General features: G+C 46.5%; 20 protein-coding genes. 10 read left to right on the top strand and 10 right to left on the bottom strand.

What is annotated here, in order from left to right; translation table 11 throughout:
- Window positions 1–60 precede the first annotated feature (60 nt).
- The gene (locus AAA946_RS02300; RefSeq protein ID WP_338163450.1) at window positions 61–1,329 is read right to left on the bottom strand and encodes an HlyC/CorC family transporter; all 1,269 of its coding nucleotides are present in this window, start codon (window positions 1,327–1,329) and stop codon (window positions 61–63) included.
- Window positions 1,330–1,424: 95 nt separating this feature from the next.
- The gene (locus AAA946_RS02305) at window positions 1,425–2,219 is read right to left on the bottom strand and encodes a cytochrome C assembly family protein (RefSeq protein WP_338163451.1); all 795 of its coding nucleotides are present in this window, start codon (window positions 2,217–2,219) and stop codon (window positions 1,425–1,427) included.
- 173 nt (window positions 2,220–2,392) lie between these two features.
- Between AAA946_RS02305 and ffh the strand changes: the two genes are divergently transcribed.
- The 5 genes from ffh (at window position 2,393) to rplS (ending at window position 6,024) form a co-directional block, all read left to right on the top strand.
- Window positions 2,393–3,778 (top strand): signal recognition particle protein, encoded by a 1,386-nt coding sequence (gene ffh / locus AAA946_RS02310; RefSeq protein ID WP_338163452.1) that lies wholly within the window; start codon window positions 2,393–2,395, stop codon window positions 3,776–3,778.
- Between the two features lie 239 nt (window positions 3,779–4,017).
- Complete coding sequence (gene rpsP / locus AAA946_RS02315) at window positions 4,018–4,266, top strand: 30S ribosomal protein S16 (RefSeq protein WP_042475851.1); 249 nt, start codon at window positions 4,018–4,020, stop codon at window positions 4,264–4,266.
- Between the two features lie 46 nt (window positions 4,267–4,312).
- Window positions 4,313–4,843 (top strand): ribosome maturation factor RimM, encoded by a 531-nt coding sequence (gene rimM / locus AAA946_RS02320; protein ID WP_162631219.1) that lies wholly within the window; start codon window positions 4,313–4,315, stop codon window positions 4,841–4,843.
- A gap of 35 nt (window positions 4,844–4,878) precedes the next feature.
- On the top strand, window positions 4,879–5,628 hold the full coding sequence (trmD, locus tag AAA946_RS02325) for a tRNA (guanosine(37)-N1)-methyltransferase TrmD (RefSeq protein WP_112459447.1): 750 nt from the start codon (window positions 4,879–4,881) through the stop codon (window positions 5,626–5,628).
- A gap of 42 nt (window positions 5,629–5,670) precedes the next feature.
- Entirely contained in the window at window positions 5,671–6,024 is a 354-nt protein-coding gene (gene rplS, locus AAA946_RS02330; RefSeq protein WP_006074418.1) for a 50S ribosomal protein L19, read from the top strand.
- A gap of 108 nt (window positions 6,025–6,132) precedes the next feature.
- Here the strand turns inward: rplS and yacG are convergent, their stop codons facing one another.
- The 8 genes from yacG to nadC all read right to left on the bottom strand — a co-directional run bounded on the left by yacG (window position 6,133) and on the right by nadC (window position 13,243).
- Complete coding sequence (gene yacG, locus AAA946_RS02335; protein WP_042475855.1) at window positions 6,133–6,327, bottom strand: DNA gyrase inhibitor YacG; 195 nt, start codon at window positions 6,325–6,327, stop codon at window positions 6,133–6,135.
- Window positions 6,328–6,380: 53 nt separating this feature from the next.
- Complete coding sequence (gene zapD / locus AAA946_RS02340; protein WP_338163453.1) at window positions 6,381–7,121, bottom strand: cell division protein ZapD; 741 nt, start codon at window positions 7,119–7,121, stop codon at window positions 6,381–6,383.
- Between the two features lie 31 nt (window positions 7,122–7,152).
- Window positions 7,153–7,761, bottom strand: coding sequence for a dephospho-CoA kinase (gene coaE, locus AAA946_RS02345; RefSeq protein ID WP_338163454.1), 609 nt, complete (start codon window positions 7,759–7,761; stop codon window positions 7,153–7,155).
- On the bottom strand, window positions 7,761–8,633 hold the full coding sequence (locus AAA946_RS02350) for a prepilin peptidase (RefSeq protein ID WP_338163455.1): 873 nt from the start codon (window positions 8,631–8,633) through the stop codon (window positions 7,761–7,763). The genes coaE and AAA946_RS02350 overlap by 1 nt, the downstream gene beginning before the upstream one ends.
- Before the next feature lie 42 nt (window positions 8,634–8,675).
- The gene (locus AAA946_RS02355; RefSeq protein ID WP_338163456.1) at window positions 8,676–9,902 is read right to left on the bottom strand and encodes a type II secretion system F family protein; all 1,227 of its coding nucleotides are present in this window, start codon (window positions 9,900–9,902) and stop codon (window positions 8,676–8,678) included.
- Window positions 9,903–9,917: 15 nt separating this feature from the next.
- Window positions 9,918–11,606 (bottom strand): type IV-A pilus assembly ATPase PilB, encoded by a 1,689-nt coding sequence (pilB, locus tag AAA946_RS02360; protein ID WP_338163457.1) that lies wholly within the window; start codon window positions 11,604–11,606, stop codon window positions 9,918–9,920.
- Between the two features lie 9 nt (window positions 11,607–11,615).
- The gene (locus tag AAA946_RS02365; protein WP_338163458.1) at window positions 11,616–12,062 is read right to left on the bottom strand and encodes a pilin; all 447 of its coding nucleotides are present in this window, start codon (window positions 12,060–12,062) and stop codon (window positions 11,616–11,618) included.
- Between the two features lie 290 nt (window positions 12,063–12,352).
- Window positions 12,353–13,243 carry a carboxylating nicotinate-nucleotide diphosphorylase gene (gene nadC / locus AAA946_RS02370; protein ID WP_338163459.1) on the bottom strand — a complete coding sequence of 297 codons (891 nt, stop codon included), beginning with the start codon at window positions 13,241–13,243 and terminating at the stop codon, window positions 12,353–12,355.
- Between the two features lie 182 nt (window positions 13,244–13,425).
- On the opposite strand from nadC, the gene ampD reads away from it, so the two are divergent.
- The 5 genes from ampD to lpdA all read left to right on the top strand — a co-directional run bounded on the left by ampD (window position 13,426) and on the right by lpdA (window position 21,669).
- A complete protein-coding gene (gene ampD / locus AAA946_RS02375) occupies window positions 13,426–13,980 on the top strand; it encodes a 1,6-anhydro-N-acetylmuramyl-L-alanine amidase AmpD (protein ID WP_338165754.1) in 555 nt (184 codons plus the stop codon).
- A 407-nt stretch (window positions 13,981–14,387) separates the two neighbouring features.
- On the top strand, window positions 14,388–15,155 hold the full coding sequence (gene pdhR, locus AAA946_RS02380) for a pyruvate dehydrogenase complex transcriptional repressor PdhR (RefSeq protein WP_338163460.1): 768 nt from the start codon (window positions 14,388–14,390) through the stop codon (window positions 15,153–15,155).
- A 57-nt stretch (window positions 15,156–15,212) separates the two neighbouring features.
- Complete coding sequence (gene aceE, locus AAA946_RS02385; RefSeq protein WP_338163461.1) at window positions 15,213–17,876, top strand: pyruvate dehydrogenase (acetyl-transferring), homodimeric type; 2,664 nt, start codon at window positions 15,213–15,215, stop codon at window positions 17,874–17,876.
- Between the two features lie 30 nt (window positions 17,877–17,906).
- Window positions 17,907–19,856: a pyruvate dehydrogenase complex dihydrolipoyllysine-residue acetyltransferase gene (gene aceF / locus AAA946_RS02390; protein WP_338163462.1), complete on the top strand. Its 1,950-nt coding sequence runs from the start codon at window positions 17,907–17,909 to the stop codon at window positions 19,854–19,856.
- Between the two features lie 385 nt (window positions 19,857–20,241).
- Window positions 20,242–21,669 carry a dihydrolipoyl dehydrogenase gene (gene lpdA / locus AAA946_RS02395; RefSeq protein WP_338163463.1) on the top strand — a complete coding sequence of 476 codons (1,428 nt, stop codon included), beginning with the start codon at window positions 20,242–20,244 and terminating at the stop codon, window positions 21,667–21,669.
- The last annotated feature ends 47 nt before the right edge of the window (window positions 21,670–21,716 follow it).

The following is a 21,716-nucleotide window of genomic DNA, read 5'->3' on the forward strand; positions in this document are numbered from 1 at the left end:
GAAAGGTGCCGTTTTTTGTTTATGGTTCGATTAGTACAAGCAGTATTTGTACTTAACCACTTAGTGTTTGGCTTTTGGAAATACTTTCACCATCTTGATGCGGTTTTCTTCCAATTCAACAATTTCCATCTGATGGCCGGCGACTTGAACACTTAAATGACTTTCTGGAATATCTTCTAAGTACTCGAGGATAAGGCCGTTCAATGTGCGAGGGCCATCGGTAGGCAGGGTCCACTTCAACCCTTTGTTGATATCCCGGATATTGGCACTGCCTTCAATAAGGAAACTGCCATCGCCCTGCGGGGTGATTTCATCTGAGAGCGTGGGTGCCATGGACGTAGTGAACTCACCGACAATCTCTTCCAGAATATCTTCAAGTGTAACCAGTCCATTGATATCGCCATACTCATCCACAATGAGGCCGATACGCTCTTTGTTGCGTTGGAACTTGAGCATTTGCACATTCAATGGCGTACCTTCAGGAATGAAGTACACCTCATCAGCGCTGCGAAGTAGGGTCTCTTTCGTGAACTCGTTTTTCTCTAACATCAAACGATACGACTCACGCAGCCTGATCATTCCTACCACTTCATCAATTTGATCGCGATACAGCACCACTCGGCCATGAGGAGAGTGGGTTAACTGGCGAACAATCGATTTCCAGTCATCATTAATGTTGATGCCAGTGATCTCGTTACGTGGGATCATGATGTCATTCACGGTCACGTGTTCAAGGTCGAGGATCGAAATCAGCATGTCTTGGTGACGACGCGGGATAAGCGATCCCGCCTCATTGACCACGGTGCGCAGCTCTTCCGAGCTCAAATGGTCTTCATCGTTATGAGCGACTCGAAGTCCAAGTAGGCGGATAAAGCCGTTAGTAATGAAGTTAACCAGGATAACCAGAGGCGAGAGCAGCTTCATTAGGATCGTGAGTACGATACTACTCATAAACGACACTCGCTCAGGGTAGAGAGCGGCAAGCGTTTTTGGTGTTACTTCCGCAAACACCAAGATAATCATCGTCAGTGCACCGGTTGCGATAGCGACACCTAAGTCACCGAATAAACGCAGGCCAAGTACCGTAGCGATTGCAGATGCCAGTATATTAACTAGGTTGTTGCCGATTAGGATCAGGCCGATGAGTCGGTCAGGGCGGCTAAGCAGTTTCTCAACGCGCTTTGCACCTTTGTGGCCTGTTTTAGATAAATGCTTAAGTCTGTATCGGTTCAAAGACATCATCCCTGTCTCTGAACCCGAGAAATAGCCGGAAATTACAATTAGACCTGCAAGGATTGCAAATAAAATACCGGTCGAAATGTCGTCCAATGCCCTAGAATTCCTTTAGTTAATAGCTGGTTAATTTATGAACTACTTAATCCCTATTGTCAACGCGCCTTTGGTCGTAGTGCGTTGAGGGTCGCTTAGTTCAAAATGATCTCTCTTACGAAGCGGCTGCCAAAATAAGCGAGAGTGAGAAGAGTGGCTCCTGCCACGGCAAACCAAGTCACTTTTTTGCCGCGCCAGCCTTTTTGATAATGGCCCCACAGCAGCACTGAATAAATGATCCATGCGAAGAAGGACAAAATACCTTTGTGCGCTTTCCCTTGAGCAAACATGTCTTGGACAAATACAAAACCTGTGATCAAGGTAGCGGTTAATAAGCCTGTACCGATGAGAATGATATTGAAAAGCTGCCTTTCCACCATCATTAATGGAGGAAGGTTAGGGTTAATCGTTAGCGCTTTTTTGTTTTTTAGTTTGTGATCGAGCCACGCCAGTTGCAGCGCATACAGTGCGCCAATCGACAGCGTCGAGTAAGAAAACAGCGCCAGTGAAATATGAATCAACAGTTTCGGGTTGTGCTCGAGATGAGTAATAAAGGCGGTTGGCACAAATGTGGCTGCAGTAAGGTTGATGGCTGCGAAGCTGTAGACGACAGGAAGTAAGAACCAAATTCGGGTCTTCACCATCGCAACGCTCATGAACAGCGAAATAATGAAGCTGATCAAAGAGGCGACATTGAGAATACTTAAGTTCTGACCATTGCCGCTGAAGATTAAGTCACTGAGCAGCACTGCATGAAACGTCAGCGCGAGAACAGCACTAACCAGAACAGTTTTCGTACGGATCCCGACCTGTTGAACCAAGCCTGGGATGATAGTTGCGATGGCCAGCCCATAAAGTATGGCGGCCGCAATTGCGATTAAACTGTCCATTTTTCCTAAAAAATCGATTGCTTAGAGCTCGAATTATACCCTGCATCGTCCTGTTGGGCTACGTCAGATGTAAAAACTATTGACTCGTATTTGATCTTGTTAGATATGACTCTCACTGCTGGCTAAGGTATACTCACTGCAATTGATCGCCAGTTTGAAGCGAAGAGAAAGAAATGTTTGAGAATTTAACGGATCGTCTATCCAAAACGCTGAAGAACATCAGCGGTAAAGGTCGTCTGACCGAAGACAACATCAAAGACACGCTACGCGAAGTTCGTATGGCGTTGCTTGAGGCGGACGTTGCGCTGCCAGTTGTTCGAGAATTTATTAAAGGCGTTAAAGAGCGCGCTGTTGGTGTTGAGGTGTCTAAATCACTCACACCGGGCCAAGAGTTCATCAAGATTGTTCAAACTGAACTTGAACACGTCATGGGTGAATCGAATGAAGCGCTTGACCTTGCAGCGCAGCCGCCAGCCGTCATTCTTATGGCAGGTCTACAAGGTGCCGGTAAAACCACTAGTGTGGGTAAGCTCTCTAAGCTTCTAAACGAGCGTGAGAAAAAGAAAGTATTGGTTGTGTCTGCCGACGTATATCGTCCAGCGGCAATCAAGCAGCTTGAAACATTGGCCGGTGACGTGGGTGTGGACTTCTTCCCATCGACAGCTGATCAAAAGCCTATCGATATTGCTAATGCTGCAATCGATCATGCTAAGAAGAAATTCTACGACGTACTGATTGTCGATACTGCGGGTCGCTTAGCGGTTGACCATGAAATGATGGATGAAATCCAACAGCTTCATACTGCTATTAACCCAGTTGAAACCTTGTTCGTGGTTGATGCCATGACAGGTCAAGATGCGGCGAACACGGCAAAAGCCTTCGGTGATGCACTGCCACTAACTGGTGTGATCCTGACTAAGGTGGATGGTGATGCACGTGGTGGTGCGGCGCTATCCGTTCGTCATATCACAGGCAAACCAATTAAGTTCTTGGGTGTGGGTGAGAAGACCGACGCACTAGAACCGTTCCACCCAGATCGCGTGGCTTCACGTATCCTTGGTATGGGTGACGTTCTTTCTCTTATCGAAGACCTTCAGCGTAATGTCGATACTGAGAAAGCCGAGAAAATGGCGAAGAAGTTCAAGGAGAAGAAAGGTTTCGACCTTGAGGACTTCCGTGAGCAGCTTGGTCAAATGCAGAACATGGGCGGTATGATGGGCATGATGGATAAGCTTCCAGGCATGTCAAACCTGCCAGACAACGTCAAAGACAAAGTAGACGACAAGATGTTCAAGCAGATGGAAGCCATCATCAACTCAATGACCATGAAAGAGCGTCAGCGTCCTGAGCTTATCAAAGGCTCTCGCAAAAAACGTATCGCGGCAGGTTCTGGTACTCAGGTACAAGATGTGAACCGTCTGCTTAAGCAGTTCACCCAAATGCAGAAGATGATGAAGAAGATGCAGAAAGGTGGCATGCGCGGCATGATGCGTAACATGCAAGGCATGATGGGTGGTATGGGCGGCGGTGGCGGCGGTTTCAATCCGTTTGGTCGTTAATCATACGATGAGCACAGGGTAATGAAGCAGCTGAAAGCAACTCATTGATCTTTCAAACTGTTACCCAGCTCACATCTTCACCACTGTTCAAAAACTGGTGAAAAAATAGCTAAACCCCTTGCAATGCCTCGGAATAAGAGTAAAATTCCGAGGCTTTATTTTGGCACGAGACCTCAGGTTGCTCATTAGAGAAACATTTCTGAGGTCATTTTTATTATTGAGAAAGCAAAGAGGACGATATGGTTACCATTCGTTTGGCACGTCACGGCGCTAAGAAGCGTCCATTCTATCAAATCGTAGTAGCGGACAGCCGCAATGCAGCAACTGGCCGTTTCATCGAGAAAGTGGGTTTCTTTAACCCAACTGCTAAAGGTCAAGAAGAAGGTCTACGTCTAGACCTTGAGCGCGTTAACCACTGGGTTGGTCAAGGCGCAACAGTTTCTGACCGCGTTGCTAAGCTAGTTAAAGACGCTCAAAAAGCGGCTTAATTCTAGTTAAGTAAGCAGTATGTCGTCGATGAAAGGTAAAGACACAATGAGCAATCAAGACGAAAGAATTGTTGTAGGTAAATTTGGTTCTACTTACGGCATTCGCGGATGGCTTAAGGTGTTTACCTACACAGACAATCCTGAAAGTATTTTTGATTACAGCCCTTGGTACATTAACCAAAAGGGCGAGTGGGTAGAGTACAAAGTTGAAAGTTGGAAGCGCCATAACAAAGGTATGGTGTGTAAATTAGAAGGTCTTGAGGTTCGTGAAGAAGCTCACCTGCTAACCAACTTTGAAATTGCAATCGACCCAGCTGTGCTACCAGAGCTGTCAGAAGATGAATTCTACTGGCGCGAATTGTTCGGTATGAAAGTGGTGACCACGAAAGGTTACGACCTTGGTGAAGTAACTGACATCATGGAAACCGGCTCGAACGATGTTTTGGTTGTGAAGGCAAATCTGAAAGATGCTTTTGGGCAAAAGGAACGGTTGGTACCGTACCTTGAAGAGCAAGTGATCAAGAATGTTGATCGCGAAGCTCAACGGATCGAAGTTGACTGGGATCCTGGATTCTAATTCATTTTTAGTAACTCAATAGAGCGAGAGAACAGATGTGGGTTGGCGTAATTAGCCTTTTTCCAGACATGTTCCGCAGCGTTACTGATTATGGAGTAACAGGTCAAGCGGTTAAAAAAGGTCTACTGTCGATTGAGACATGGAATCCTCGTGATTTCACTCACGACAAACATCGCACTGTCGATGATAGACCTTACGGTGGTGGTCCTGGCATGTTGATGATGGTTCAGCCATTGCGCGATGCCATTCACGCAGCCAAACAGGCATCACCGGGTAAGACGAAAGTCATTTACCTTTCTCCTCAAGGTCGTAAGCTCGACCAAACTGGGGTAGAAGAACTAGCGAAAAACGACAACCTTGTGTTGATTTGTGGACGCTACGAAGGGGTAGATGAGCGCATCATCCAAACTGAGGTTGACGAAGAATGGTCAATCGGAGATTTTGTGATGACAGGTGGGGAAATCCCAGCCATGACGCTAATCGACTCAGTCTCACGGTTTGTTCCGGGAGTACTAGGCGATTTTGCTTCAGCAGAAGAAGATTCTTTTGCAAATGGCTTACTCGATTGCCCGCACTATACGCGCCCTGAGGTGTTAGAAGATTTAGAGGTACCGAGTGTCCTCAAGTCTGGTAACCATAAGGATATTCGTCGCTGGCGACTAAAACAGTCGTTAGGCCGTACTTGGCTAAGAAGACCGGAGCTCCTGGAAAACCTAGCTCTGACTGACGAACAGGAACAATTACTTGCCGAGTTCATTAAAGAGACTCGAAATAACAGCAAGTAACCTATTTAATTTAGTATCAGTTTATTCTAGGAATTTAAGAACATGAGTAACATCATCAAGGCTCTTGAAGAAGAGCAAATGAAATCAGGCCTACCTAAATTTGCACCAGGTGACACTGTTGTAGTTCAGGTTAAAGTAAAAGAAGGTGACCGTGAGCGTCTACAGGCTTACGAAGGCGTTGTAATCGCTATCCGTAACCGTGGTCTTCACTCTGCTTTCACTGTTCGTAAGATCTCGAACGGCGAAGGTGTTGAGCGTACGTTCCAAACTCACTCTCCAATGGTTGATAGCATCGAAGTTAAACGCCGTGGTGCAGTACGTCGTGCCAAGTTGTACTACCTACGTGAGCGTTCTGGTAAGTCTGCTCGTATCAAAGAGAAACTTGCTAAGAAGTAATGCTATTTTACTAGCGTTCTCAAAGATTAAGCGGAGTCCTCGGACTCCGCTTTTTTTATGTCTGCGAATTGTAGATAAAAAAAGAGCCTCCAACGGAGGCTCTACGTGTTAGTAATTATCTTCCGACCAGCCATCGCTGTCCGACATATCTGGTGCGCCCGGAATGGTGTTCTCTTCATCCGCCCACTCACCAAAATCAATCATTTGGCACTGCTTAGAGCAGAATGGACGAAATGGGCTCTCTTCACCCCACACCACGTCTTTTTGACATTGTGGGCACGGGACAACAGTTGGTTTACTCATAATAATTCCTGAGTGTGACAGTTCACTGAGTTTGCAGTTAACTAAGTTGGAAGTTAACTGCAAATCGCTAATTCAAATTCAACATCGTTAGGGTAGGCTTGCCCTGACTCAAAAGCAATAAACTTCACCGTAAAGCGGCTCTTATGGCCTGATACCATAGGGTAGACGCCGTAATGCATTGGAATATTGAGTCTGATGATATTCGCCTCTTCAGCCTCACTTTGAAGCAGGCCTGAACGCGCAATTTGCGGTTTAAAGCGGCCAGTTTCACGGGTGAGTTTTAACCATAAGTGCAGCGCGTTCATCAGAGGCTTGAGTGACGTCAGCCACATTTCAGCATCATGCATACGCTTATCAATCGGCAAGTGCAGCCAATGGTGCAGTGTTGGTAAATCAAAACAGCAGGCGCCACCTGGCAGACCAAAACGCTGGCGGATCGCGCTTAAGAATCGATCTTCTTTGAAGGACTGACCGAAACGCTCTGCGCCCATCAGTTCACGGTGCACGCTGTCGAGATCGCCTAGGATCGACCCAAGCATCTCTTGATCGACATCGTCGATGTTGAGCCAAGCTCGATAGGTTTGTCGCTGCTTTTCAAGATCTTTAGCCAGCTCGCTCTTAAGCTGGATCTGCTCAAAAATCTCTAGTAAATCAAACAGAGATTTAAAGAAGATCTGGTGCTGGTAGTTATCTGAAAAAGACGAGGAATGCTGTAGCTGTCTCAGTAGAGATTCAACTCTTAGGTATATTCTGGTTTTTTCGTTAAGAGGGTGTTCGAATCTATTTGTGATCATGTGCTAGCCTTTAGACGCTTCCTTGCTATTTTCACCGATTTTTACCGCATAATGCTAGGTACTTTTGGTGCAATTGTGTGACTTGGGGCAAAAGTTGAGCGTTGTCAGTATTATTATCAATCACATCATCTGCATGCATTAGTCGGCTATCTCTATCGACTTGTGCTTTGAGTATAGAACGCACCTGTTGCTCGGGCACCCCGTCACGTGTCATTGTTCGGTAAATTTGTGTTTCAGCGGTCACATCGACCACCAGTACGCGGTCTGCCATACTCTGCAAACCATTTTCGATGAGTAGTGGTACTACGAGGAGCGTATAAGGACTGGTTGAAGCGTCTAAGCGCTGCTGCATTTGTTTGCGGATCATCGGGTGCAGTAAGTTGTTCACCCACTGCTTTTCCTCATCATTGGCAAAAATACGCGCTCTCAGTGCAGCGCGATCCAGCGCGCCATCCGCTTGCAGTATCTCGCGACCAAAGTGCTGTGCCAATGCGTTTAAGCCCTCTGAGCCGATTTCCACCACCTCACGCGCTACGACGTCTGCATCGACGAGCTCAATACCAAATTGATGATGAAACAGATCGGCGACGGTAGTTTTCCCGCTCGCAATGCCACCCGTTAAGCCGACTACAAATCCCACTAATATACTCCCATGACTGTCGTTAAGTAGAGGTGAGTGATTTTATCGCCCCATAACACACTGACCCAACCAGCAATCGCTAAGTAAGGGCCAAACGGGAACGCTACATCCAAACCTTTTTTTTGCATTCTAAGCTGAATCAAACCAAACACAACGCCAACAACGGAGGAAAGTAAGACAATCAGCGGTAGTTGTGTCCAACCAAGCCAAGCTCCTAAGGCAGCCAACAGCTTAAAATCACCGTAACCCATGCCTTCCTTGCCTGTCAGTAATTTAAACAGCCAATAGACGGACCATAAACAGAGGTAACCAACCATAGCGCCAATCACCGACTCTTGCAGTGTAATCGGAGAAATGCCCACTAAGGCGAGAGCAATACCAGCCCAAAGTAAAGGTAAGGTGATTTGATCGGGGAGCAGCATAGTATCAAGGTCGATAAAGGTCGCTGCGATAAGCGCAAAGGTCAGGGCGATCACCGCTACGCTATAAAAGCTAAAGCCAAGTTGCCAAGCGACAGTGGCGCTAAGCAGTGCAGTGAGTAGTTCAACCAGTGGGTAGCGGATGCTGACTTTACTGTCGCACTGGCGACAGCGACCCCTGAGTATCAGCCAACTGAGCAGTGGGATATTGTCAATGATGCGGATTGGTGTGTGGCATGACGGGCAGCGGCTACTGGGCATGCTGAGATCAAAGCGCCCCTCTGGTGGCGTGATCTTGTATTCTGGGAAGGCCTCGGCGCACTCTTCACGCCAGCTTCGCTCCATCATAATTGGCAATCGGTGGATCACCACATTGAGAAAGCTTCCGACAATTAAGCCAAGAATGGCTGCGAATACAACAAACAACCAAGGGTAATAAATCAACACGTCCATTTGCGGCTACACAGGAAATAAATCAATAAGTTAATGTCTATGTTAGCCTATTACGGTCATTAAGTTAAAGATAGGAAGGTACATTGCGACCACAAGCCCACCGACGAGAGTGCCGAGGAAAACAATGATAAATGGCTCGAGGATCTTGCCTAGGTTATCCACGGTATTATCGACTTCCGCTTCATAAATAGCCGCCACCCGATTAAGCATATCATCAAGGGTGCCGGACTCTTCACCAATCATCACCATTTGCAGCACCATTTCAGGGAAGGCATCTGCTTGACGCATGGCTAGATGGATTGGCGTTCCGGCGACAATATCGGAGTGGATGGATTGAATTACTTGTTGGTAATAGAGATTGTCGGCGGTTTTTGCGCTGGCTTGTATGCTCGACAATATCGGTATTCCAGCGCTAAAGCTGGTGGATAGGGTACGACTGAATTTGGCAATGGAGGCCTTAGTGATCACTTGCCCTATGATAGGTATCCGCAACACTAGGCGGCTGGTGTAAAGTCGCACGCTGTAGCTGCGCTGGCGAGCAACCTTTAGGCCAAAAGTGGCAAGAATAAACAGGTTAATACTCAAAAAGCCATTTTGTTGAAACCACGCTGAAAGACTGAGCACTTGCTGAGTAAACCAAGGGAGGTCGGCATTAAAGCCGCGAAACATTGACTCAAATTCTGGGACAACAGTAGTGAGCATGAGGTAGGTGACCCCAAGTGAGACGAGTAAGATCATCACGGGATAAATCAGCGCTTTGACCACTTTAGAGCGCAGCATCTCTTGCTTCTCGCGATAGTCCGCTAAGCGCTCAAACACACCCGCTAAGTTACCAGAGTTTTCTCCAGTGGCGACCATATCGACATAAAAGCTATCAAAATGACGACTGGCTACCTGCATCACCCGTGAAATCGGCGTACCCGCTTCCAGCCCTTTGCTAATTTGCGACAATATCGATTTCATTTCCGCTTTGGCCTGATTGTCGGCAATCAGCTTGATTGCATGAACAATGGGAATACCGGTACTAAGCATGGTGGCGAGTTGACGGGTCAGGATGGTGATGTCTTTGCTTTTGATACGTTGAGTCAGCTTAGTCCAAGTTGAGATACTGCGTTTTTTAAGCTTACGAACTTGGATATGTTGCTGTTTGAGGGTTTCGCGCGCCTCAGGTTCGGTCAGCGCTAAGGTTTGACCTGAGACTTTCTTACCCTGGCTGTTCACACCTTTCCAGTGAAACGCTTTGAGCGTTGGTTCGAGCTTTTTAACCATACTACTAACCCATGATTAGAAATAGAGCACGCGCTGCAACTCTTGATAGCTGGTCACGCCACCTCGAAGCTTTTCAATGCCCGATTGTTTGAGAGTGGTCATCCCTTGAGATTGTGCCAATGCTTCAATCTCTTGCATGCTCGGGCCGGTAAGCAAAGCATTGGCGAGTTCGTGGGTACACTCCATCACTTCATAAATGCCAGTACGCCCTAAATAGCCATAGTTGCAGTGATTACAGCCTTGCTCACTAGCTTGGTAGATGAGCTCGCAATCTTTAATAGCGAGAGACTGACGCAACGCCGGGGACATGGGATCGACAACCTTACAATGCTGACAAAGCTTACGAGCTAACCGCTGGGCAATGATCAGTGACAGTGAGGACGCGAGGTTGACGCTCTCAACGCCCATGTTTTTAAGTCGTATTACGGTCTCTGCGGCAGAGTTAGTGTGCAAGGTGGAAAGCACTAGGTGACCAGTTTGTGCCGCTTTAACCGCAATCTCCGCCGTTTCAATATCACGGATCTCCCCAAGCATTACCACGTCCGGATCTTGACGTAGAAACGATCGCAGCGCAGTCGAAAAATCAAAGCCGATCTTTGGGTTGATCTGCACCTGATTGATCCCATCAAGGTGGATCTCTACCGGATCTTCGGCCGTAGAGATATTGCGTTCAGCGGTATTAAGGATATTGAGTCCGGTATACAAAGAAACGGTTTTGCCGCTTCCCGTTGGCCCCGTCATTAATATCATACCCTGAGGCTTCTTTAACGCCGAAAGGTACAGAGACTTTTGCAGTTCGTTATAACCAAGCTGATCAATATCGAGATTAGCAGAGTCGCCATCCAATAATCGCAATACGATCTTCTCGCCCCACATAGTGGGTAGTGTTGATACCCGCATATCAATGGAAGCGTTTTCTGATAGTCTCAGTTTTAAACGGCCATCTTGTGGTAATCGGCGCTCGGCGATGTCCAGCTTGGCAAGGATTTTGATCCTCGCCGCCAAGCGCCGACTCAGCTGCGTGGCAGGCTGGTGGGTTTCAATCAAGATCCCATCACAGCGCAGGCGTATTCGGTATAGATGCTCATAGGGCTCAAAATGGATATCAGAAGCCTTTTTGCGTACCGCATCCATGAGAACTTGATGGATAAAGCGACTGACTGGGGAGTCATCTTGGGAGAGATCTTCGATGTTGTCGATCTCAGCGTCACTGACTTGGACTAGGTTGGCGAGATCGTCGGAGGTGAGTTGTTTGGTGTCTGATTGCCATTCGTTGTTGTTCTCGCCATAGAGCCTATTTAATGCCGCTCGAATATCAAGACAGTTGGCAACTACAAGTTCAATTTGTAGTCCAGTTGCAAACCGAAAATCATTCTCAATTTCTAGGATGCTCGGATCCATTACAGCAACAACTAGTGTGCGTTCATCAATATCAATAGGTAGAGCATGATATTTGAGCATGGATTCTCTCAAACCAAGACGCTTACAAATACTTTTGTAGTCGCTGTTTTGGATGTTCCTAATTTCTAGACCAAAAACTCTTCCAATATGCTGCGCTAAGCTCGTAGATTCAAGCCACCTATTTTTTATTATTTCCTCCGCAATAGAGCACACAGAGAGATGTGCTCTATTGCAAAGTTGTTCCGATTGCGCTGTTGTTAATACTCCAGCATTTCTCAGAATAAACGCAAGGTTAGAACCCATATTGGTGATCTAAATATTGTTTTTGCAACCTTTCGACTTCAAGCCGTCCGGTATTGATGAGGTTGTCTTACACTCCCAGTTACCATTTTGATCCCTCGATAGTTGGATAGCTTTGTTTGCTAGATCTGGGCTTACTTTTCCAGCTGCGAACGTAAAGGTAATGGCACCGGCACCTGAGACACCAGCGTCAGGTTCTAGCTCTATATCACCCATTGTTGTTTTAGGTATCCCTACTGCAGCAGATTGGGATTGCGGAGGAAAAGTGCCGTTTTCGAGTGTTAAAGTCTCGGTGTTGGTCTTGAGTCCTGATAAAGTAGCAAGAGCTGAAGACAGTTCACTCTTTGCTACATAGTTTTGATACTGCGGCAACGCCACTGCCGCCAACACCCCAATCACAGCCACGACAATCATCAACTCAATCAAGGTAAAACCTTGCTGCTTTGTTGCTTTTTTCATTTTTTATCCTTAATAAATTAGTTGCACAAAATGAACATACTCTCGAGGTTTAACCCAATAAAGTTAATGACTTAGCGCACTAGAGACGGTTCTAAAAAATGTGGTCGCGTTGCAGTGGATTGCAGTTTGATTGCGAGTGATATTGAAAGGGAAGGACTAGCACTGGTTGATAAATAGTCAGCAAAACAGTGGCTCACAGAGTAATGAGATCAAAAAAGCGAAGCTGTTTGCTTCGCTTTTGTTAAGGTCTTTTGGTTCTTGATTCCTAGGGGAACCTAGGACCGATCTCTTTAGTCCTTAAACCTCATCGACAAATCCATCGCTTTAAGATGCTTAGTCAGAGCACCAACAGAAATATAATCGACGCCTGTTTCAGCAAACTCAGCGATGGTATCTAGGGTAACGTTGCCAGAGTTTTCAAGCGCCGCGCGGCCAGCGTTGATTTTAACCGCTTCGCGCATCATGTCAGTGGTGAAGTTGTCGAGCATGATGATGTCGGCACCCGCATCGATCGCTTGTTGCAGCTCTTCCAGTGATTCGGTTTCCACTTCTACAGGCTTACCTGGGTTTAGCTGCTTAGCGGTTTCGATGGCTTTCGTGATGCCGCCACACGCGATGATGTGGTTTTCTTTAATTAGGTAAGCATCAAACACGCCAATACGGTGGTTGAAGCCGCCGCCACAAGCAACCGCGTATTTAAGCGCACTGCGAAGACCTGGAATGGTTTTGCGTGTGTCTAGTAGGCGACATTCGGTATGAGCGATTTTCTCAGCATAGACAGCTGTTAGCGTTGCGCAGCCCGATAAGGTTTGGATGAAGTTCATCGCATTGCGCTCACCAGTGAGTAGGATGCGCGCAGGGCCTGTTAGCGTACATAGTACTTGGTTTGGCTCGACTTTATCGCCATCTTGTACGTGCCAATCAATAGTCACTTCGCCGCCAAGCTGTTTGAACACTTCATCCGCCCACATTTGTCCGCAGAATACGCCGTGTTCACGAGTAATGATCGTGGCTACGTTTTGAGTGTCTGCAGGGATAAGACTTGCCGTGATATCTGCGTTGACATCCAGTGTTCCACCCAGATCTTCACGAAGCGTGTCGGCCACGGCACGTGTGATTTCTGAAGGAAGTTGCTGCTTTAGATATTCAAGACGTTCTTGGCTGTTATGTGTGTTTTTCATCGCTTAACGTGTTTAGTGGGGGAACGAAGTGGGCATGATACTCCTGCTTGTGCGGAATTTCAGCATCAAATCTCGCATTTTATTGGCCGTCGGATAAAATCAAAGCGATAGCGATGTAGATGAGCTCAAAATATATGCAAAACCCAGATAGACCTATTATTGGCCAAGCTGTAAACATGGACATGTCCACCCCGACAATTGATGAAAAAGGTTGGTATCCGCTGGCAAGGCGAGTGCCGTCTCCACATTTTGATGATAGACCCTTTGAAGAAGATGTGTCGCTGCTGGTGGTGCATAATATTAGCCTTCCACCAGGGCAGTTTGGCGGGGCTTATATTGAAGACTTTTTCCTTGGTAAGCTTGATGCTTCAATCCATCCTTTTTTTAATGTCATCAAAGATATGCGTGTTTCGGCGCACTGTTTAATAAGGCGGGATGGTGAAGTGGTGCAGTTTGTGCCTTTTGGATCCAGAGCGTGGCATGCGGGGATGTCGAGTTTTGCTGGCCGAGCAAGGTGCAATGATTATTCCGTTGGCATTGAGCTTGAGGGTACTGATTATGTGGCTTATACCGAGGAGCAATATCAGAGTCTGCAGCATTTAACGTTAGCGCTGCTAGCGCGCTATCCTGAAATGACTCGTGAACGGATCACTGGGCATCAATATATTGCGCCACTGAGAAAAAGTGACCCTGGTCTCGTTTTTGATTGGCGCCGTTTCAAAACTTCTCTGTCATAAAAGATTCACTCCTTTCTCGTGTTGCTGATTTCGTGGCCAATCCACCGCGCCACGAAAGATTTGGTTATTCAAATTATTAATAACCATTGTGGTTGTTATGCCTTTCTTTATTGATATTGGTCAATTTTCCACGGACTCATTTTTCTGGTTTTTGTTGTTGATTTATAAGGATTTTTATAGCACGTAAAACACCCGATAAGTTTCTTGTATGTAATTGGTCTGACCATGGGTGTTGATGTTTTAATCTATAAATGTTTCATAACGGTTAACGCAAGGCCGGTTCTATGATGTGAATCAATTTTTAACTAGACATTGGTGTTTTAAATGTGTTAATTTTTACCCTAACTTATAAATTGGTAATACCAATTAACAGCTCAAGAAAGTAAAAGAAAAAAAGAATAATAGTTATGGCTTATCAAAGGATCCGTCAGCCGAAACTTTCGGATGTTATCGAGCAAGAATTGGAGCGCTTGATTGTTGAGGGGACACTTTCAGCAGGGCAGCAGCTTCCACCTGAGCGCGAGCTGGCAAAGCAGTTTGATGTTTCTCGTCCTTCTATTCGAGAAGCGATTCAACGTCTTGAAGCCAAGAAGCTTCTGACTCGACGTCAGGGCGGGGGCACGTTCGTTAGCGAGAACATCTGGAAAAGCTTCTCTGATCCTTTGTTAGACCTCCTATCTTCTCATAACGAGACTCAGCTAGATTTGCTTGAGGCTCGTCATGCTATGGAAGGTATTTCTGCTTACTTTGCCGCTTTGCGTGGCACTGATGAAGATTTTGCTCAAATCGAAACTTGTCTAAGCAACATTCGTATCGCTCAGGAAGAGGGGGATATCGAAGCTGAAGCCTCTGCCGTTATGGCATTTTTGGTGGCATTGACGGAAGCGGCACACAACGTTGTGTTGCTGCATATCGTGAGAAGTTTAGCACCGCTGCTAGAGCAAAATGTTTTACAGAATTTAGAGCTATTACACCGCCGCTCTGAGGTGGTGGAGAAAGTCAGTAAACACCGAGCTAATATCGTTGAAGCGATCGTCGCTGGTCAGCCAGAAAAGGCGCGTGAGATGTCGCATTCGCACTTAGCTTATATCGAAGAAACATTGTTGGATTTGACCAGAGAAGCGTCGCGTCGCGAGCGCTCTTTAAGACGAATTCATCAAGATAGTGATTCTTAAAAACTAGAAACGCTTACTTTAATTAAGTAGATCCAACCAACAGAAGGATAGATCGCCATGTCTGACATGAAGCATGACGTAGATGCACTGGAAACTCAAGATTGGCTTCAAGCACTTGAATCCGTTGTTCGTGAAGAAGGTGTAGAACGTGCACAATTTCTACTAGAAACTGTTCTAGAGAAAGCTCGTTTAGATGGCGTTGATATGCCAACAGGCATCAACACTAACTACATCAACACCATTCCAGCAGCTCAAGAACCAGCATACCCTGGTGACACTACACTTGAGCGTCGTATTCGTTCGATTATTCGCTGGAACGCAATCATGATCGTATTGCGTGCTTCTAAGAAAGACCTAGACCTTGGTGGTCACATGGCTTCTTACCAGTCTGCAGCAGCATTCTACGAAGTGTGTTTCAACCACTTCTTCCGTGCTCCAAACGAAACAGACGGCGGCGATCTGGTTTACTACCAAGGTCACATCTCTCCAGGTATCTACTCTCGTGCGTTCGTTGAAGGCCGTCTAACTGAAGAGCAGCTAGACAACTTCCGTCAAGAAGTCGACGGTAAAGGTGTTCCTTCATACCCACACCCTAAACTGATGCCTGAATTCTGGCAATTCCCAACAGTATCTATGGGTCTTGGTCCAATTTCTGCTATCTATCAAGCGCGCTTCCTTAAGTACCTAAATGGTCGTGGCCTTAAAGATACATCTGCTCAACGTGTATACGCCTTCCTAGGTGATGGTGAGATGGATGAGCCAGAATCACGTGGTGCAATTTCTTTCGCTGCGCGTGAGAAGCTAGACAACTTATGTTTCCTAATCAACTGTAACCTACAGCGTCTAGACGGCCCTGTAATGGGTAACGGTAAGATCATTCAAGAGCTTGAAGGTCTATTCAAAGGTGCTGGCTGGAACGTAGTGAAAGTTATCTGGGGTAACAACTGGGACGCACTACTGGCTAAAGATACGACGGGTAAGCTTCTACAGCTTATGAACGAAACGATCGATGGCGACTACCAAACATTCAAATCTAAAGATGGCGCATACGTACGTGAGCACTTCTTTGGTAAGTACCCTGAGACTGCTGCACTTGTAGCAGATATGACTGACGACCAAATCTTCGAATTGAAGCGTGGTGGTCACGATTCTTCTAAACTGTTTGCTGCGTTCAACAATGCAAAAGAAACCAATGGCAAGCCAACGGTAATCCTAGCTAAGACTGTTAAAGGTTACGGCATGGGTGAAGCGGCTGAAGGTAAGAACATTGCTCACGGTGTTAAGAAGATGGATATGACGCACGTACAATACCTGCGTGATCGTCTAGGCCTGCAAGACCTTCTTTCTGATGAGAAAGTCGCTGAACTGCCTTACCTAAAACTGGAAGAAGGCAGCGCAGAGTACGAATACCTGCATGCTCGTCGTAAAGCACTGAAAGGTTACACGCCACAGCGTCTGCCTAAATTCACACAAGAGTTCAAAGTGCCAGAGCTAGAAGAGTTTGCTCCTCTACTAGGTGCTCAGAAGCGTGAAATTTCAACGACTATGGCTTATGTACGTACGTTGAACATTCTCCTTAAAGACAAGAACATCGGTAAGAACATCGTTCCTATCATCTGTGATGAAGCGCGTACGTTCGGTATGGAAGGTCTATTCCGTCAGGTTGGTATCTACAACCCAGACGGTCAAGAATATACACCTGAAGATAAAGGCATCGTTTCTTACTACAAAGAGGCAACATCAGGCCAAGTTCTTCAAGAAGGTATCAACGAACTAGGTTCAATGGCATCTTGGGTTGCTGCTGCTACTTCATACAGCACAAACGATCTGCCAATGATTCCGTTCTACATCTACTACTCAATGTTCGGTTTCCAACGTATTGGTGACATGGCATGGCTAGCAGGTGACCAACAAGCTCGTGGCTTCCTACTAGGTGCTACAGCTGGTCGTACAACACTGAACGGTGAAGGTCTACAGCACGAAGATGGTCACTCGCACATCCAAGCGAACACTATCCCTAACTGTATCTCTTACGACCCAACATTTGCTTACGAGCTAGCAGTAATCATGCAAGACGGTATTCGTCGTATGTACGGTCCTGAGCAAGAAAACATTTACTACTACCTAACAGTAATGAATGAAAACTACGCGATGCCAGCAATGCCAGAAGGCGCTGAAGAAGGTATCCGTAAAGGTATCTACAAGCTTGAGTCTCACGAAGGTGCTAAGGGTAAAGTTCAGCTAATGAGCTCTGGTACTATCATGAACGAAGTACGTAAAGCCGCGACTATCCTAAGCGAAGAATACGGTGTGGCCTCTGACGTGTTCTCTGTAACATCGTTCAACGAGCTAACTCGTGATGGTCAAAACGTAGAGCGTTACAACATGCTTCACCCAGAAGCAGAGGCGAAAGTACCTTACATCACAACAGTTCTAGGTAACGAGCCAGCAATCGCTGCGACTGACTACATGAAGAACTACGCTGAGCAAGTACGTGCATTCATGCCTACTGAGTCTTACAAAGTACTTGGTACCGATGGTTACGGCCGTTCAGACAGCCGTGAAAACCTACGTCGTCACTTCGAAGTTAACGCAGGCTACGTGGTAGTTGCTGCGCTAACTGAACTAGCGAAGCGCGGTGATGTTGAGAAGTCTGTTGTGACTGAAGCAATTGCTAAGTTCAACATCGACACTGAAAAAACTAACCCACTTTACGCTTAATACAGCGCTTAATTAGAAGGTAAATAAGCAATGGCAATCGAAATTAATGTACCTGACATCGGGGCGGATGAGGTTGAAGTTACTGAGATTCTTGTAAGCGTTGGCGACAAGGTGGAAGAAGAGCAGTCTCTAATCACTGTTGAAGGCGACAAAGCTTCTATGGAAGTTCCAGCGTCTCAAGCAGGTATCGTTAAAGAAATCAAAGTAGCGGAAGGCGATTCTGTTACTACTGGTTCTCTAATTATGATTTTCGAAGAGGCAGGCTCCCCTGCAGATGCGGCCGGCGCTCCGGGTGCAGCTGACGCTGCACCTGCTCCTGCGGCTGAAGCGGCTCCAGCAGCGGCTCCAGCTCCAGCAGCAGCGGCTGAACTTAAAGAAGTTCACGTTCCAGATATCGGTGGCGACGAAGTAGAAGTTACTGAAATCATGGTTAAAGTTGGCGATTCAGTAGAAGAAGAGCAATCTCTTCTAACTGTAGAAGGCGACAAAGCTTCTATGGAAGTACCAGCTCCATTTGCAGGTACGGTTAAAGAGATCAAGATTGCTGAAGGTGATTCAGTAACGACTGGTTCTCTTGTGATGGTATTCGAACTGTCCGGAGCTCCGGTAGCAGGTTCTGGTGCGCCAGCAGCTGCTCCTGCAGTTGAAGCGGCTCCAGCAGCTCCTGCGGCGTCTGCTGAAAAAGAAGTTAACGTTCCAGATATCGGCGGTGACGAAGTAGAAGTTACTGAGATCATGGTTAAAGTTGGCGATACAGTAGAAGAAGAGCAATCTCTAATTACTGTAGAAGGCGACAAAGCTTCTATGGAAGTACCAGCACCATTCGCAGGTACAGTGAAAGAGATCAAAATTGCTGAAGGTGATTCAGTAACAACTGGCTCTCTAATCATGGTATTTGAGGTGGCCGGCACTCCGGTGGCTGGTTCAGCTCCTGCAGCTCCTGCAGCTCCAGCTGCAACAGCGGCTCCGGCACCTGCAACGGCTCCAGCTGCTCCTACAGCGAAAGCGGATGCAGCACCGCAAGCTAACGATTTCCAAGAGAACAACGAGTACGCACACGCGTCTCCAGTGGTTCGTCGTCTTGCTCGCGAGTTTGGCGTTAACCTAGCGAAAGTAAAAGGTACGGGTCGTAAGAGCCGCGTATTGAAAGAAGACGTTCAAGCATACGTTAAAGATGCACTTAAGCGTCTTGAGTCTGGTGCTGCGGCAGCTGGTAAAGGCGGCGATGGCTCTGCTCTTGGTCTACTACCTTGGCCGAAGGTTGACTTCAGCAAGTTTGGTGAGACTGAAGTTCAGAAGCTTTCTAAGATCAAGAAGATCTCTGGTGCTAACCTACACCGTAACTGGGTAATGATCCCTCATGTTACACAGTGGGATAACGCGGATATCACTGCTCTAGAAGCGTTCCGTAAAGAGCAAAACGCTATCGAAGCGAAGAAAGATTCAGGCATGAAGATCACGCCACTTGTGTTCATCATGAAAGCTGTTGCGAAAGCACTTGAAGCCTTCCCTGCATTTAACTCTTCTCTATCAGAAGACGGCGAGAGCATCATTCTTAAGAAGTACGTGAACGTTGGTATTGCAGTTGATACGCCAAACGGCCTGGTTGTTCCTGTATTCAAGGACGTAAACAAGAAAGGCATCTACGAGCTATCTGAAGAGCTAATGGTTATCTCTAAGAAAGCACGTGCCGGCAAGCTAACTGCTGCAGATATGCAAGGTGGCTGTTTCACTATCTCAAGCCTAGGCGGCATCGGTGGTACTGCATTTACTCCTATCGTAAATGCTCCTGAAGTTGGTATCCTTGGTGTGTCTAAGTCTGAAATGAAGCCAGTATGGAACGGTAAAGAATTTGAACCGCGCCTACAGCTGCCACTTTCACTATCGTACGATCACCGTGTGATTGACGGTGCGGAAGGTGCACGTTTCATTACTTATCTAAATAGCTGCTTGAGCGATATTCGTCGCTTGGTACTTTAAAGACTGACTCCCTCTAGCTTCCCCCCAGCTGCGCGTCGCGTTAGTTAGGGGGAGAACAGACGGCTCGCTCCTTGAGTTGTATCGCCTTTTCAAACAAGCGATGTGCAGCGAGCCTGAGTTCCTCCCCTTCATAAGGGGAGGCTAGAAGGGGGTAAAAAAACCAAATTCATACAACAATTCCCCGTGAATTGTCGTCTAGCTCACAGGCTAAATTGATTTACTTTTCACACCATTAACATCTCTGTAAAATGTTGGCGGTCTGAAATCATAAATGTTTAAACTCATTGCTTTAAAAACGTGGCATTAAGACGTTTAAGTGAAGTTTACAAAAAAGAAAATCAATACCCACTCAGCCTGTTAGGGATAATGACTACAAGAGGTCAAAATGAGCAAAGAAATTAAAGCCCAGGTGGTAGTACTTGGTGCCGGTCCTGCTGGTTACTCCGCTGCATTCCGTTGTGCCGATTTAGGCCTAGAAACTGTTCTTATCGAGCGCTACAGCACGCTTGGTGGTGTTTGTCTAAACGTGGGTTGTATCCCATCTAAAGCACTGCTTCACGTAGCTAAAGTTATCGAAGAAGCCAAAGCGCTTGCAGATCACGGCATTGTATTCGGTGAGCCTCAGACTGATATCGACAAGATTCGTCTATGGAAAGAAAAAGTAATTAACCAACTAACAGGCGGTCTTGGCGGAATGGCTAAGATGCGTAAAGTGACAGTGGTTAACGGCTTTGGTAAGTTCACTGGCCCTAACTCAATTGAAGTTGAAGGTGAAGACGGTAAAACTGTTGTTAACTTCGATAACGCTATTGTTGCAGCAGGTTCTCGCCCAATTAAACTGCCGTTCATTCCTCATGAAGACCCACGTATCTGGGATTCAACGGATGCACTTGAGCTAAAAGAAGTACCAGGAAAACTGCTTATCATGGGCGGTGGTATCATCGGTCTAGAAATGGCAACGGTATACCACTCTCTAGGTTCTCAGATTGATGTTGTAGAGATGTTTGACCAACTTATCCCAGCAGCGGATAAAGACATGGTTAAAGTCTACACCAAGCGCATTAAGAACAAGTTTAACTTGATGCTAGAGACCAAAGTAACGGCAGTTGAAGCGAAAGAAGACGGTATCTACGTTTCAATGGAAGGCAAGAAAGCCCCTGCTGAAGCTGAGCGTTACGATGCAGTTCTTGTTGCGATTGGTCGAGTACCAAATGGTCAACTTATTGATGCAGAAAAAGCAGGTATTGAAGTGGACGAGCGCGGCTTTATCAACGTTGATAAGCAAATGCGTACTAACGTTCCGCATATCCACGCTATCGGTGACATCGTTGGTCAGCCAATGCTTGCTCACAAAGGTGTGCATGAAGGTCACGTAGCGGCAGAGGTTATCTCTGGTAAGAAACACTACTTTGACCCGAAAGTGATTCCTTCTATTGCCTACACTGAGCCAGAAGTTGCTTGGGTTGGTAAGACTGAGAAAGAAGCGAAAGCAGAAGGTATCAATTACGAGACAGCAACATTCCCATGGGCTGCATCAGGTCGTGCAATCGCATCTGACTGTGCTGATGGTATGACGAAGCTTATCTTCGACAAAGATACTCACCGTGTTATTGGTGGTGCTATCGTTGGTACTAACGGTGGTGAACTGCTTGGTGAAATCGGTCTGGCGATCGAAATGGGTTGTGATGCAGAAGATATCGCTCTGACTATCCATGCTCACCCAACGCTTCACGAATCTGTTGGTCTTGCAGCAGAAGTATTTGAAGGTACGATCACTGACCTTCCAAATGCAAAAGCGAAGAAAAAGAAGTAAGTTCTGAATAAAGAAAAACGGCCAGTATGACTACTGGCCGTTTTTTT

This window comes from Vibrio sp. 10N (assembly GCF_036245475.1).
Taxonomy (GTDB): domain Bacteria; phylum Pseudomonadota; class Gammaproteobacteria; order Enterobacterales; family Vibrionaceae; genus Vibrio.

What these genes read in the sequence shown, in the direction of transcription:
- AAA946_RS02305 (WP_338163451.1), bottom strand. Translation starts at nt 2,219, where the DNA reads ATGGACAGTTTAATCGCAATTGCGGCCGCCATACTTTATGGGCTGGCC.
- ffh (WP_338163452.1), top strand. Translation starts at nt 2,393, where the DNA reads ATGTTTGAGAATTTAACGGATCGTCTATCCAAAACGCTGAAGAACATC.
- rpsP (WP_042475851.1), top strand. Translation starts at nt 4,018, where the DNA reads ATGGTTACCATTCGTTTGGCACGTCACGGCGCTAAGAAGCGTCCATTC.
- rimM (WP_162631219.1), top strand. Translation starts at nt 4,313, where the DNA reads ATGAGCAATCAAGACGAAAGAATTGTTGTAGGTAAATTTGGTTCTACT.
- trmD (WP_112459447.1), top strand. Translation starts at nt 4,879, where the DNA reads ATGTGGGTTGGCGTAATTAGCCTTTTTCCAGACATGTTCCGCAGCGTT.
- rplS (WP_006074418.1), top strand. Translation starts at nt 5,671, where the DNA reads ATGAGTAACATCATCAAGGCTCTTGAAGAAGAGCAAATGAAATCAGGC.
- yacG (WP_042475855.1), bottom strand. Translation starts at nt 6,327, where the DNA reads ATGAGTAAACCAACTGTTGTCCCGTGCCCACAATGTCAAAAAGACGTG.
- zapD (WP_338163453.1), bottom strand. Translation starts at nt 7,121, where the DNA reads ATGATCACAAATAGATTCGAACACCCTCTTAACGAAAAAACCAGAATA.
- AAA946_RS02350 (WP_338163455.1), bottom strand. Translation starts at nt 8,633, where the DNA reads ATGGACGTGTTGATTTATTACCCTTGGTTGTTTGTTGTATTCGCAGCC.
- AAA946_RS02355 (WP_338163456.1), bottom strand. Translation starts at nt 9,902, where the DNA reads ATGGTTAAAAAGCTCGAACCAACGCTCAAAGCGTTTCACTGGAAAGGT.
- pilB (WP_338163457.1), bottom strand. Translation starts at nt 11,606, where the DNA reads ATGGGTTCTAACCTTGCGTTTATTCTGAGAAATGCTGGAGTATTAACA.
- AAA946_RS02365 (WP_338163458.1), bottom strand. Translation starts at nt 12,062, where the DNA reads ATGAAAAAAGCAACAAAGCAGCAAGGTTTTACCTTGATTGAGTTGATG.
- nadC (WP_338163459.1), bottom strand. Translation starts at nt 13,243, where the DNA reads ATGAAAAACACACATAACAGCCAAGAACGTCTTGAATATCTAAAGCAG.
- ampD (WP_338165754.1), top strand. Translation starts at nt 13,426, where the DNA reads ATGTCCACCCCGACAATTGATGAAAAAGGTTGGTATCCGCTGGCAAGG.
- pdhR (WP_338163460.1), top strand. Translation starts at nt 14,388, where the DNA reads ATGGCTTATCAAAGGATCCGTCAGCCGAAACTTTCGGATGTTATCGAG.
- aceE (WP_338163461.1), top strand. Translation starts at nt 15,213, where the DNA reads ATGTCTGACATGAAGCATGACGTAGATGCACTGGAAACTCAAGATTGG.
- aceF (WP_338163462.1), top strand. Translation starts at nt 17,907, where the DNA reads ATGGCAATCGAAATTAATGTACCTGACATCGGGGCGGATGAGGTTGAA.
- lpdA (WP_338163463.1), top strand. Translation starts at nt 20,242, where the DNA reads ATGAGCAAAGAAATTAAAGCCCAGGTGGTAGTACTTGGTGCCGGTCCT.